This is a genomic window from Cucumibacter marinus DSM 18995 (assembly GCF_000429865.1).
GTDB classification, from domain to species: domain Bacteria; phylum Pseudomonadota; class Alphaproteobacteria; order Rhizobiales; family Devosiaceae; genus Cucumibacter; species Cucumibacter marinus.
In genome coordinates, this window is the sequence record NZ_AUCR01000011.1 from 75,693 (window position 1) to 88,035 (window position 12,343).

Annotated in this window: 14 protein-coding genes; 6 read left to right on the forward strand and 8 right to left on the reverse strand. The window is 62.2% G+C overall.

Annotated features, from left to right (window positions below):
• Window positions 1–31: 31 nt before the first annotated feature.
• The gene (locus G489_RS0108510) at window positions 32–709 is read left to right on the forward strand and encodes a septation protein A (protein ID WP_029041190.1); all 678 of its coding nucleotides are present in this window, start codon (window positions 32–34) and stop codon (window positions 707–709) included.
• A gap of 34 nt (window positions 710–743) precedes the next feature.
• Here G489_RS0108510 and G489_RS0108515 read toward each other — a convergent pair whose 3' ends face one another.
• Genes G489_RS0108515 through ccmA form a run of 5 tightly spaced genes read right to left on the reverse strand, consistent with a single transcriptional unit; the run spans window position 744 to window position 3,670 of the window.
• On the reverse strand, window positions 744–1,301 hold the full coding sequence (locus G489_RS0108515) for a DsbE family thiol:disulfide interchange protein (RefSeq protein ID WP_035872075.1): 558 nt from the start codon (window positions 1,299–1,301) through the stop codon (window positions 744–746).
• Window positions 1,301–1,501 carry a heme exporter protein CcmD gene (gene ccmD, locus G489_RS0108520; protein WP_029041192.1) on the reverse strand — a complete coding sequence of 67 codons (201 nt, stop codon included), beginning with the start codon at window positions 1,499–1,501 and terminating at the stop codon, window positions 1,301–1,303. The genes G489_RS0108515 and ccmD overlap by 1 nt, the downstream gene beginning before the upstream one ends.
• Window positions 1,498–2,280: a heme ABC transporter permease gene (locus G489_RS0108525; protein ID WP_029041193.1), complete on the reverse strand. Its 783-nt coding sequence runs from the start codon at window positions 2,278–2,280 to the stop codon at window positions 1,498–1,500. Before G489_RS0108525 ends, ccmD begins: the two co-directional genes overlap by 4 nt.
• 17 nt (window positions 2,281–2,297) lie before the next feature.
• Entirely contained in the window at window positions 2,298–2,960 is a 663-nt protein-coding gene (gene ccmB / locus G489_RS0108530; protein WP_029041194.1) for a heme exporter protein CcmB, read from the reverse strand.
• Window positions 2,957–3,670 carry a heme ABC exporter ATP-binding protein CcmA gene (ccmA, locus tag G489_RS0108535; RefSeq protein WP_245578853.1) on the reverse strand — a complete coding sequence of 238 codons (714 nt, stop codon included), beginning with the start codon at window positions 3,668–3,670 and terminating at the stop codon, window positions 2,957–2,959. The genes ccmB and ccmA overlap by 4 nt, the downstream gene beginning before the upstream one ends.
• A 161-nt stretch (window positions 3,671–3,831) precedes the next feature.
• Here ccmA and acnA point away from each other — a divergent pair, with 161 nt between their 5' ends.
• The 3 genes from acnA (at window position 3,832) to G489_RS0108550 (ending at window position 8,418) form a co-directional block, all read left to right on the forward strand.
• Window positions 3,832–6,576, forward strand: a complete 2,745-nt coding sequence (gene acnA / locus G489_RS0108540; RefSeq protein WP_029041196.1) for an aconitate hydratase AcnA — start codon at window positions 3,832–3,834, stop codon at window positions 6,574–6,576.
• A 178-nt stretch (window positions 6,577–6,754) separates the two neighbouring features.
• Entirely contained in the window at window positions 6,755–7,516 is a 762-nt protein-coding gene (locus tag G489_RS0108545) for a DUF1223 domain-containing protein (RefSeq protein ID WP_029041197.1), read from the forward strand.
• A 536-nt stretch (window positions 7,517–8,052) separates the two neighbouring features.
• Window positions 8,053–8,418 carry a DUF2794 domain-containing protein gene (locus G489_RS0108550; protein ID WP_029041198.1) on the forward strand — a complete coding sequence of 122 codons (366 nt, stop codon included), beginning with the start codon at window positions 8,053–8,055 and terminating at the stop codon, window positions 8,416–8,418.
• Window positions 8,419–8,442: 24 nt separating this feature from the next.
• On the opposite strand, the gene G489_RS0108555 is transcribed toward G489_RS0108550, so the two are convergent.
• On the reverse strand, window positions 8,443–8,943 hold the full coding sequence (locus tag G489_RS0108555; RefSeq protein WP_051332441.1) for a GNAT family N-acetyltransferase: 501 nt from the start codon (window positions 8,941–8,943) through the stop codon (window positions 8,443–8,445).
• A gap of 266 nt (window positions 8,944–9,209) precedes the next feature.
• Window positions 9,210–9,935 carry a Bax inhibitor-1/YccA family protein gene (locus G489_RS0108560; protein WP_035872076.1) on the reverse strand — a complete coding sequence of 242 codons (726 nt, stop codon included), beginning with the start codon at window positions 9,933–9,935 and terminating at the stop codon, window positions 9,210–9,212.
• Window positions 9,936–10,178: 243 nt separating this feature from the next.
• Here G489_RS0108560 and thpR point away from each other — a divergent pair, with 243 nt between their 5' ends.
• Window positions 10,179–10,718 (forward strand): RNA 2',3'-cyclic phosphodiesterase, encoded by a 540-nt coding sequence (gene thpR, locus G489_RS0108565; protein WP_029041201.1) that lies wholly within the window; start codon window positions 10,179–10,181, stop codon window positions 10,716–10,718.
• Between the two features lie 86 nt (window positions 10,719–10,804).
• On the opposite strand, the gene G489_RS0108570 is transcribed toward thpR, so the two are convergent.
• On the reverse strand, window positions 10,805–11,293 hold the full coding sequence (locus tag G489_RS0108570) for a low molecular weight protein-tyrosine-phosphatase (protein WP_029041202.1): 489 nt from the start codon (window positions 11,291–11,293) through the stop codon (window positions 10,805–10,807).
• A gap of 275 nt (window positions 11,294–11,568) precedes the next feature.
• Between G489_RS0108570 and G489_RS0108575 the strand changes: the two genes are divergently transcribed.
• Window positions 11,569–12,078, forward strand: a complete 510-nt coding sequence (locus G489_RS0108575; RefSeq protein ID WP_029041203.1) for an invasion associated locus B family protein — start codon at window positions 11,569–11,571, stop codon at window positions 12,076–12,078.
• The last annotated feature ends 265 nt before the right edge of the window (window positions 12,079–12,343 follow it).

Here is a 12,343-nt window from a genome sequence, read left to right on the forward strand (position 1 = left end):
ATATCGGGGGCAACCGCCGAAGGGACCGTTCATGAGCGACACCGAGACCAAGAGCAAAGCCGATGAAGAGGTCAACTGGGAGACCCTCAAGCCCCAATTGACCAAGCTGGCGCTCGAACTTGGGCCGCTCATCCTGTTCTTTCTCGCCAATGCGCGCGGTGAGAGCCTGATCGATGCCTTCCCCTCGCTCAAGAGCGTGTTCCCCGAGCCGATCTTTCTTGCCACCGGCGTATTCATGGTGGCCATGGTCGTCTCGCTGGTCCTGTCGAAGCTTTTGCTCAAGCGCATCGCGGTGATGCCGCTCGTGACAGGTGTCGTTGTGCTGGTGTTTGGCGGGCTGACGCTGTGGCTGCAGGACGACACCTTCATCAAGATGAAGCCGACCATCGTCAACATCCTGTTCGGCGGCACATTGCTGGCCGGCCTGCCCTTCGGGCTGGTGCTGCTGCGCTATGTGTTCGGGGACGTCTACAAGCTCACCGAACAGGGCTGGCTGATCCTGACCTGGCGCTGGGGCGTGTTCTTCCTGGTGCTGGCGGTGCTCAACGAAATCGTGTGGCGCAATTTCTCGACCGATTTCTGGGTCGCCTTCAAGGTTTGGGGGATCGCCCCGATCACGCTTGTTTTCTCGCTGGCCCAACTCGGCGTCTTGAGCCGGCACGCGGTTGAAAGCGACAAACCCGAGGCGCAGACCGACTCGTCGGTCTGAGCGCCAATCCCGCCCTCACCAAGTGATTGATCGTCTAGCTGCCGGCTGATGCCGATGCCGTTTTCGCGTCTTCAATCGCGGGGATGAGGCTGTTGGCATAACTTTCTTCAGATATCGGGCCGGTGTGCTTATAGGTGATGACCCCTTCGTTATTGACGACGAAGGTCTCCGGCACGCCATAGACCCCCCAGTCGATCGAGGCGCGGCGGTCCCGGTCAGAACCCACGGCATCAAAAGGATTGCCGAGTTCGTCGAGAAAGCGTTTGGCGTTTTCCGGCGGGTCGTTCTGGTTGATGCCGTAAAGGGTGATGTCATCGCGGGTAGCGAGACGCATCAGCATCGGGTGCTCGATTCGGCAGGGACCACACCATGATCCCCAGACATTGACGACAGAGACGCCATTGCCCCTGAGATCGGCGGTTGCAAAGCCGGGCTGCGGCAGGGTTTCGACCCTGGCGAGGTCGAATTCGGGCACCGGCTTGTTGATCAGCGCCGAGGGCACGAAATTCGGATCGCGGCCGATCTGACTGGCGAATACGGCAAACAGGGCGGCGACAACCACCAGCGGAATCAGAACGAGGACGTAGCGCATCAGGGGGTTCCGGTCTCCGGTCCGGCCTGCGTTTCGGCACGGGCCGAGCGGCGGCGGATACCGCGGGCCTCGAGGGCCGCAAGCTTGAGGCGCTGACGCCGGGCGTCGAACGCGACCCAGACGATCACCGCCAGGATAAGACCCAGGCTCATGGCATAGGCGGTGGCCACGTAGTCCCAATGCATGCCGGCTTCGATCATCGGGCGGGCTCCGGGCTGGGGGCAGCGCCCCGGTTCATCGCCGCCTGGCGCTGCATGGCGGCGACGCGCCGGCGCATGATCTCGGTGCGCATGGACACGACCTGAAGCGTCGCGAACAGGAAGGAAAAGGCGAACAGGTTGACGAAAAGCGGGGTCAGCAATTCGAGCGGCATTTTCGGCCCTTCGGCAGTGAAGACGCTGGCCGGCTGATGCAGGGTCGACCACCATTCGACCGAATAATGGATCACCACCAGATTGACGACACCGATGAGGGTGAAGACCGCAATGATACGGCCGGCGCGATGCTGATCCTCAAAGGTGAACCACATGGCGATAATGCCGAGATAGATGAGGAAATGCAGCAGCATGGAGGTCAGCCGCCCGTCCCAGACCCAGCCCGTGCCCCAGGTGGGAATGCCCCAGACGATGCCGGTCAAAAGCGCAATTGCGGTGAAGATGGCGCCGAGCGGGGCGGCGGATTTGGCTGCGACATCGGCGAGCGGATGGCGCCAGACAAGCGTTCCGAAAGCAGCGACAGCCATGACTCCGTAGCACATCATCGACAGCCAGGCGTTGGGCACATGCATATACATGATGCGAACGGTCTCACCCATCTGGTAGTCGGCGGGCGAGGCGACGAGCGCGAGGTAAAGCCCGATGGCGAACAGGATCACGGTCAGTCCCGCCAGCGGCCAGACCAGATAGCGCGACCAGACGAGAAACTGGCCGGGATGGGCCAGTCTCGAAAAGAAGCCGGGGCTTTTCGTCTCACTCGTCATGATGGGCCCAAATTCTCCTATTCGCTCCCGAGCCGCAATGTATAGGCGGCGATAAAGGGCGTGAAGGCGGTTGCCAGAAGCGCAATGCCGGCCAGGAACCAGAAGGCAGCATCCGCCGAACCCGGCGCGGTATCGTCAAGCGCGCCGACAGCGAAAATAAGGGTGGGCAGGCAAAGCGGCAAGACAAGGATGGGGGCCAGCAGCCCGCCGCGTCGTAACGTCACCGTGACCGCCGCGCCGATGGCGCCGAACGAGATGAGTGCCGGCGTGCCGAGCAAAAGGACGATCAGGGTGCGCCCCAGAAGCGCCGGCGGCAGGTTGAGCATGAAGCCCATCAGCGGGGTTGCCAGCAAAAGCGGCAGGGCGGTGGTCAGCCATTGGGCGATCATCTTGGCAAACACAACGGCCTCGAGCGGCAGATGGCCGAAGCGCATGGCCGCCAGCGTGCCGTCTTCATGGTCGGCCCGGAACAGCCGGTCGATGGCCAGGAGCAGCGCCAGCAGGATTGCGGTCATGATGATGGCCGGGGCGAGCCGGGTCAGAAGCGGGCGGTCCGGGCCGATGGCGAAAGGCAGGACAATGCCGATCAGGGCAAAGAACAGGACGACGGTGAGCACATCCCCGCCGACCCGGGCGGCGAGAGTCAGATCGCGGCGGATAAGGGCGACAAAACCGCTCACTGGAGTTGCCTCCCGGCGAGGGTCAGCGTGGTGACCGTCGTCGTCTCGGGCAGAGCGATGGGCAGATGAGTGGCGGCGATGACCAGCCCGCCCATCTCGATCTGGCGGGCGATCAGCCCTGCGACCCATGCTTCGCCGGCGGCATCGAGCCCGGCGGTCGGCTCGTCGAGCAGCCAGACGGGGCGGGCAGCGACCAAAAGCCGCGCCAGGCCGAGGCGTCGTGTTTGACCCTGGGAGAGGACGCCTGCCTCGATATCCTCGAGGCCGTCGAGTCCGGCGGCGAAGGCGGCTTCATCGGGATCGCCTGTGCCGCCATAGAGCGTTCTCCAGAAACCGAGATTTTCGCTGACCGTCAGGCTGGGCTTCACCGCGGAAAGGTGCCCGAGCATGTGCAGGTAATGGGTGAGGGGGATTTCGGGATCGCAATCGAGCCATTCGATCTGCCCGGAAAACGGGCGGAAAAGCCCGGCCAGGGCCCCCAGAAGCGTCGACTTACCGGCGCCGTTCGGACCGCGCAGCAGGATCGCCTCGCCGGGGCCGGCGTTCAGATCGAGGCCGGTGAAAACCGCGAAATCACCGCGATGGCATTCGAGGCTGCGCACCGCCAGCCGCGGACAGCCGAGCGCGAAAGCGGGCGGAAACGCGCTCGAACCGGGGGCCATTTCGGGCTGATCCGGGCCGTTTGCGCCCGGAATGGCGGTCTTTGTCATGGCGCCGAGTGTTACGGGACAACGTTAAGCACTGGCAAGCGCATTCTAATTTCACTATAAGGCGCCCAAGTTGGCTGCCGCCCGGGCGGGGCAGGTCAGTTGTGGGCCCAGATCCGCTCGCGCCATGCCTCTCGGTCCACGCTAACCGGATAGGCCACACCGTGACTCAATCTTCCGCAAACAGCTTCAATGCCCGCCAGACCCTGACTGTCGGGGACAAGACCTACACTTATTACTCGCTGCCCGAGGCCGAGAAGAACGGGCTCGACGGCATTTCCAAGCTGCCGAAATCCCTGAAGGTCGTGCTCGAGAACCTGCTGCGCTTCGAAGACGGGCGCACGGTGACCGCCGAGGACATCAAGGCCGTGGCCAAATGGCTGACCGACAAGGGCACTGCCGGGCACGAGATCGCCTATCGCCCCGCCCGCGTCTTGATGCAGGATTTCACCGGCGTGCCGGCCGTGGTCGATCTGGCCGCGATGCGCGATGCCACCGCCAAGCTCGGCGCCAGCCCCAAGAAGATCAACCCGCAGGTGCCCGTCGATCTCGTCATCGACCACTCGGTGATGGTCGATTATTTCGGCACCCCGCTGGCCTTCAACCAGAACGTGACCCGCGAGTATGAGCGCAATGGCGAGCGCTACGAATTCCTCAAATGGGGTCAGCTGGCCTTCGACAATTTCCGTGTCGTGCCGCCGGGCACCGGCATCTGCCACCAGGTCAATCTCGAATATCTCGGGCAGACCGTTTGGACCAAGACCGAGGACGGGGAAACCGTCGCCTATCCGGATACGCTGGTGGGTACCGACAGCCACACGACCATGATCAACGCGCTGGCGGTGCTGGGCTGGGGCGTCGGCGGTATCGAGGCCGAGGCCGCCATGCTCGGCCAGCCGATCACCATGTTGATCCCCGAGGTCATCGGCTTCAAGCTGACCGGCAAGCTCAATGACGGGGTGACCGCCACCGACCTTGTGCTGACGGTTGTCGAAATGCTCCGCAAGAAGGGCGTGGTCGGCAAGTTCGTCGAATTCTACGGCCCCGGCCTTGACGATCTCAGCCTCGAAGACGAAGCCACGATCGCCAATATGGCGCCTGAATATGGCGCAACCTGTGGCTTCTTCCCGGTCGATGAAGATACGCTCGATTATCTCAACAAGTCCGGGCGTGACGAAGACCGTGTGGCGCTGGTCGAGGCCTATGCCAAGGCCCAGGACATGTACCGCTATTCGGACAGCGACGATCCGGTGTTCACCGATTCGCTGCATCTCGATCTCGGCTCGGTCGTGCCTTCGATCGCCGGGCCGAAGCGCCCGCAGGACCGCATTGCCCTGTCGGATGCCGCAACCGGTTTTGCGAAGTCGATGGAAACCCTCTCCAATGGCCGCAAGGCCCCGCAGCCGGGCAGTGGCGACGCGAAATATGTCGCCGAGGGCGCCGGTCAGGCCCAGGACAAGCCGCATGGCCACATGGTCGACGGACAGGATTTCGTGCTCGCCGATGGCGATGTGGTGATCGCGGCGATCACTTCATGCACTAACACCTCGAACCCTTCGGTGCTGATCGGGGCAGGTCTGGTTGCCCGCAAGGCCCGCGAACTCGGCCTCAAGGTCAAGCCCTGGGTCAAGACTTCGCTGGCGCCAGGCAGCCAGGTGGTGACCGACTACCTCACCGCTTCGGGCCTGCAGGAAGATCTCGATGCGATGGGCTTCAACCTGGTCGGTTATGGCTGCACGACCTGTATCGGGAACTCCGGGCCGCTGGCCGAGGAGATTTCGGCCTGCATCAATGCCAATGATCTCGTCGCGGCTTCGGTGCTTTCGGGGAACCGGAACTTCGAGGGCCGGGTCAATCCGGATGTGAAGGCGAACTATCTCGCCTCGCCGCCGCTGGTTGTTGCCTATGCGCTGGCCGGGTCGATGCATGTCGATCTGACCGAAGATCCGCTCGGAACCGACAAGGACGGGAATCCGGTTTATCTCAAGGACATCTGGCCGAGCTCGGCGGAGATCGCGGAACTGGTGCGCACCAGCGTTACCCCGCAGCTGTTCACCGAACGGTATTCGGACGTCTTCAAGGGCGACGAAGCCTGGCAGGGCATCGAGGTCGAAGGCGGGGAGACCTACAAGTGGAACTCCTCCTCGACCTATGTACAGAACCCGCCTTATTTCGAAGGCCTGTCGACCGAGGTGAAGCCGGTCGAGGACGTCAAGGATGCCCGCATCCTGTCGCTGTTCCTCGATTCGATCACCACCGACCACATTTCGCCGGCCGGCTCGTTCAAGGCCGATACCCCGGCGGGCAAATATCTGGTCGAACGTCAGGTGGCGCCCAAGGATTTCAACTCCTATGGCGCACGGCGCGGCAATCACGAGGTGATGATGCGCGGCACCTTCGCCAATATCCGTATCAAGAACCAGATGGTGCCGGGGGTCGAAGGCGGCTTCACCAAGGGACCCGACGGACAGCAGGCAGCGATGTATGACGCGGCCATGTCCTATGCCAAGTCGGACACTCCGCTGGTGGTGTTTGCCGGCAAGGAATACGGCACCGGTTCGTCGCGCGACTGGGCGGCCAAGGGCACAAGGCTGTTGGGCGTGCGCGCGGTGATCGCAGAGAGCTTCGAGCGTATCCACCGCTCGAACCTGATCGGCATGGGCGTGTTGCCGCTGCAGTTCAAGGATGGTGACAGCTGGGAAAAGCTGGGTCTGACCGGGGACGAAAGCGTCACCATTGAAGGGTTGACCGAGCTGACCCCGCGCGCCGATGTGACGGTCAAGATCACCGGCGCCGACGGGCAGAGCCGTGAGGTTGTCGTGACCTGCCGCATCGATACGCTCGATGAGCTCGATTACTACAAGAATGGCGGCATCCTGCACTACGTCTTGCGCAAGCTCGTCGCCTGACCTGGACCCGATTTGCGGGGATGAAAGGGCGCGTTCCTATGGGACGTGCCCTTTTTGTGTTCGGATGCCAGTCGGCACGGCGGAGATTTCACTGTTAAGCAACGGGCTTAACCCTCAACCCGATTTTTCACCCTAAAGTGACTGGCAGGTGAAGCGTGATGCCCCTAAATCAAAGCCCATGACACGATCCACAAGCCCAGTTGCCGTCCTCGCCGCCGCCATGCTTGCGGGGCTCGTGACGGCATTTTCGGCCCTGCCTGTGCAGGCAGAGGCCATCAAGGCGCAGCCGCGTGCGGTGGCGGAACTGTTCACCTCCCAGGGGTGCTCCTCCTGTCCGCCGGCGGATGCGGTTCTGAAGACCATTGGCGGGCGCGAGGACGTGTTGGCGCTCGCCTATCACGTCGATTACTGGGACTATATCGGCTGGGCCGATACGTTCGGGTCCGAACGCTATTCCGACCTGCAGCGCGGCTATGCCCGCAGCTTCGAAGAACACCGGATTTACACCCCGCAGCTGGTGGTGAACGGCCAGGACCATGTTATCGGGTCGCGCGGCGCGGAAGTGAATGCCCAGATCCGGGGCGCTTCGCTCGACGTGCCGGTGGGGCTGAGCGTTCATGAGGGCATCCTCGATATTTCCGTGCCCGGAGATGCGGGGCATGCGGATGAGCGCGAAGTGATGGTCTGGCTCATTCCCTACCGGCAGCAGGCGGAGGTGGCGGTGGAGCGCGGTGAAAACCGCGGCAAGACCCTGACCTATACCCATATCGTGACCGGGCGGACCCCGCTCGGCATGTGGGATGCGGACAAGGGTGCGACCATGCGCCTTCCGCTCGCCGATATCCTGATGGATGAGGCTGACGGGGTCGCGGTACTGGTGCAGTGCGAAAAGGGCGGATTGCCCGGTGAAGTGATCGGCGCGGCAGCGATCGAATTCTGAACTCGCCGCATCGCTGAATGATCTGCGCCGCTCCTTTGGGGCGGCGTTTTCATGTTTGCCGGCGCTCGGATTCGTTCAACATCAGACGCAATCGCCAAGCGGACCCACCTTGTTGTTTTGTCGCGTTTCCGAACGGTGAACCGGTATCCATCCCGGTTCGAGCCGGGTGACATGCTTCACCTTGATACGCGCACAAAAAAAGCGCTCCCGAGAGACCCGGGAGCGCTTGAAATCGACGTGAAGGGTGCCGACCCGCCGGACGCATTCAAGTTGGGGGCTCATATCGTCCGGGGGCCGGCCACTGGAGGCAGACTATTGGATAGCCGGGATTTCAGGCGCCCGAAGGGTCTATTTGTGGCGACAAAGGGGCAATTTCGCGGCGCGTTTAAACGCGCTGTCGGGGCTCTCTCACGGCCTGTGTGACGGGCTCGTGACACCGGTCTTGCATGCGCGCCGATTTGCTCCCATCATAATCTCGGATTCGATCTTTCCGAAGGGGTTTCAGCGCATTGGCCGATTCGCGTTCGCCCGGTTCAATCACACCGCTTCACGAGGCCCGTTCCGGACCGTCCAGCAAGGCCAAGTCCAGACACTCGCCCACACCCCTGCCGGTTACCTTTGACCGCAGGGAACTTTCGCTGATCCTCACCCTTTATGGCCGAAAGGTCGCGCAAGGCGAGTGGCGTGATTACGCCATGGATTTCCTCAAGGACAAGGCGCTGTTTTCGATTCACAAGCGGACCAGCGAGATGCCGCTCTATGTGATCGAAAAGAACCCTGCGCTGCAGCGCAAGCAGGGTCAGTATCTCATTACCAATATGACCGGGCGGGTGCTCAAGCGCGGGCATGATCTCGCCCAGGTGCTCAAGGTGCTCGACCATGACCTCGTCGTGGTGAAATAGGCAAGGCTGCTGTCTGGGCGGGCTCTAGAGCCCTCGCTGCATATGCACAATGCCGAGCCAGCGCTCAAACTTGAAGCCGAGCTCGGGAAAGGTCCCAAGGGTCTCGAATCCGAATTTCTCATGCAGGCGAATCGAGGCCGTCGTGCCCTCGGTGATGATGCCGATCATCTGATGGAATCCGGCCTTGCGGCTGCGCTCGATCAGTTCTGCAAGCATGGCGGTGCCGGCGCCTCTGCCGGTTTCCTCAGGGTCGAGATAGATCGAATCCTCGCAGGCAAAGCGATAGGCCGGGCGCGGCCGGTAGGTCGAGGCATAGGCATAGCCGATAATGCGGCCGTCACGCTCGCCAACGAAATAGGGGTGACCCTTTTCGCGCATGGCGTCGATCCGCGCGGCCATCTCGGCCTCGTCAGGGGGTTCCAGCTCGAAGGTGATGACGGTGTGCTCGACATAGTGCCGGTAGATCGCGGTGATGGCAGGCACGTCGTGAGGGGTGGGGTCGCGCAGGATGAGGTCGCCGGACAAGGCATGCTCCGAATGAAAAGGCCGCGGAGAAGATCCGCGGCCTGATCTTTGATGATTTCGCAGGAACAGCGCAAGCGGTGGTTCCGCTTCGACCCTTGGAGCCACCCTTCGAGCGCAGCTCTCAGGGTGTTCGCGCCTAGAAAGGCTCCACTGGAGCCTTTCTGCCTATCGGGCCGACCTTTCGAGCATAGCTCTCAAGGTGTTCGTCACTCGATTTGATCCACCGGACCAAATCGTGCAGGCCTTGTGGCCGGCACCGTTCCTCACTACTCGCGATTGCCGAACAGGCGCAGCAGCATCAGGAACAGGTTGATGAAGTCGAGGTAAAGCGCCAGCGCGCCCATGATCGCCTTCTTGCCTGCAGTCTCGGCGCCGTCGCCTTCGAAATACATTTCCTTGATCTTCTGGGTGTCATAGGCGGTGAGACCGGTGAAGATCAGCACGCCGAGCACCGAGATCGCGAATTCGAGCATGCTCGATCCGAGGAATATATTGACGATCGACGCCACGATCAGCCCGATCAGGCCCATGAACAGGAACGAGCCCATGGCCGTGAGGTCGCGTTTGGTGGTGTAGCCCCAAAGGCTCATCGCGCCGAACATGGCGGCGGTGATGAAGAACACCTTGGCGATCGAGGCGTCCGTGTACACGAGGAAGATCGAGGACAGGGACAGGCCCATCACGGCGGCAAAGCCCCAGAAAACCATCTGGGCAGTGGCCGCGCTCATGCGGTTGATGCCGAAGCTCAGTGCGAACACGAAGGCCAGCGGCGACAGCATGATCACGAAGGCCAGCGGCGATCCGTAGATCGTCTGGGCAAAGGCGGGGCTGGTTTCAGCGAAACGGGCGACAAAAAAGGCAATAACGCCGGTGATGCCGAGACCCAGGCCCATATAGTTGTAGACGCGCAGCATGTGGTTGCGCAGGCCCTCGTCAATGGCGGCCGTTGTGCCTACCCGCGAGGACACGGTTTGACGCTCATATTGTGCCATCGAGGCTTCCCTTCTATTGGCGATAACTGGTTCGACCCGTCACAAGGGCCGATTGATGGGCAATATGGAGATGGAACAGGGAAAAAACAAGGCATGGCGGGCGCTAAGCCCGTTCGACGGGGGCTTGCGGCGATCACATTCGCGACAGGGCGATGTTAGTTTTCTGTCACTCGAATCGTGCTAGGCTCACTTTGTTGGGTCCCGTGGGTGACCAACCGCCTCAAGCGAATAGAGGAGGATGTCATGCCCCGTCTGTTCACCGGCCTCGAAATTCCGGCCGATGCGGGCTTTGCCCTTTCGCTCAAACGGGGTGGCATTTCCGGCGCCCGTTGGATCGATCCCGAAAACTACCACATCACGCTGCGCTATATCGGCGATGTCGACCATATCGTCGCCGACGAGATTTCGGTCGCCCTCAACCGGTATGTCGACGGCCAGTCGTTTTCGCTGACGGTCTCGCATCTGGGTGTTTTCGGGGGCGCCAAGCCGCGCACGCTCTATGCCGGGCTCGAACCCTGCGAGTCGCTCAACCGGCTCCATGCGTCGCAGGACCGGCTGCTGCAAAGGCTGGGGCTGCGACCGGATCCGCGCAAGTTCACCCCGCACATTACCCTGGCGCGGCTGCGCAACACCTCGGTCGAGGATCTGGCGCGCTATCTCGATCAGGCCGGCCCCTTCTTCCCCTTGCGGTTTGAGGTCGGGCGGTTCGTCTTGTTTTCCTCGCGCGATTCGGTGGGGGGCGGGCCTTATTTGATCGAACAGGCCTATCCGCTGGCTGCCTAGAGCGTTTCCAGGTGAAGCATGTCCCCGGCCTGAAAGGGGATGGATACCGGTTCACCGTCGGGAAACGCGACAATGCACAACCCGGCTTAAACCCCTCTGATCTCTGCGATCAGACCGTCGGCTGCGGCCTCGATCAGATCGAACATGTGAGCGAAGCCGTCCTTGCCGCCGACGCGGTCACCGAAATAGGGGTCGGGCACCTCCAGACCTTCATGCCCCCGGGCAAAATCGAGGAACAGGCGCGGCGCCGGCAGGGGCTCTCCGCCCGCTGCGCCATGCAGGGCGGTGAGGTTGCGGTGATTGCTGCGATCCATGGCGAGCACAAGGTCGAAGCGTTCGAAATCGGCGGCGACGGCCTGCCGTGCCCGCAGGCTTGTGAGGTCGTAACCGCGCCTCCTGCCCTCGGCGATAGCGCGCGGATCGGGCGGGTTTCCGACATGCCAGTCGCCGGTGCCGGCGCTGTCGAGGCGGACATGTTTGAGCCCTGCGGCATCGAACCGCGCCCGGCAGACCGCTTCGGCGCTGGGGGAACGGCAGATATTGCCAAGACAGACGAACAGGATGGAAGAGGCCATGATCCCTCGAATTTCCCGGGGGGACGGGGCTTTGCCGGCCCGGTGCGAAGGGGTCCGGTGTTAACGCTTCATTCACCGCGATCGCGCATTGACGCGGGCAACGGCACGATGGCGCCCAATTGAAGCCAAATTCGGCGCGCATTTGACGGCGGGCGGGGCCGGATTTGAATCAAATGCTTCCCGATCTTTGCGGCTTGGTAACCATATCGGGCCACAATGGGCGCAGCGAGCGGGTAGCGGAGTTTGAAACAGGTAAAATGAGGAATGGCAAGCGGATGACCAAGCAGCTTTCCATTGCAATTCTCGCCGGCGCGCTTTCGATCGGCGTCTTTGCCCCGGCGATGGCAGCCGAGAATCTCGGCAAATTCAGTCAGTGGGTGGCCTGGAAGGATCAGGATTCGACCGGCAAGATCTGCTATATTTCGAGCCAGCCGCAATCGACCCAGCCGACGGATGTGATCCGGAGCGCGATCCATTTTATCGTCACCCATCGCATGGGGACGGGCAAGCGCAACGAGGTCGCAACCAATATCGGCTATCCCTTTGACACCTCGAAGACCGCGACCGCGTCGATTGACGGGCGCGAGTATGCGATGGTGACTGCCGATGAAAGCGCATGGCTGGCGGCAACCGCCGACGAGCCGGGCTTTGTGGCCGCGATGAAGGCGGGATCGACCATGGTGGTCAAGGGCACCTCGACGCGCGGCACCAACACCACCGACACCTATTCATTGTCGGGTGTGACCGCGGCGATGGGCGTGATCGACAAGGAATGCGCGCAATAGCGTGATGACTTGCGTCTTTGCGAGCCAAGAATCGGGGGCGTTCCATTTGGGGCGCCCTTTTTCGCTCTGGGTTCCGGTTTCGCTCTGGGGTCTGGCCATGCCGGCGTGCTAAGTGCATCTCATCAGGGCAGGCCACTCGCCGGCCCCGGAAGATGAACGCAGTGCCCGGTTTGACCTTCGCCATCTCAGCGGCGTATTTGTTTGCGAGCCCTGCATCGCGCCCGGCGGGTGATGAACCCTTCGCGGCCTGACCCGTTTGTGTGAG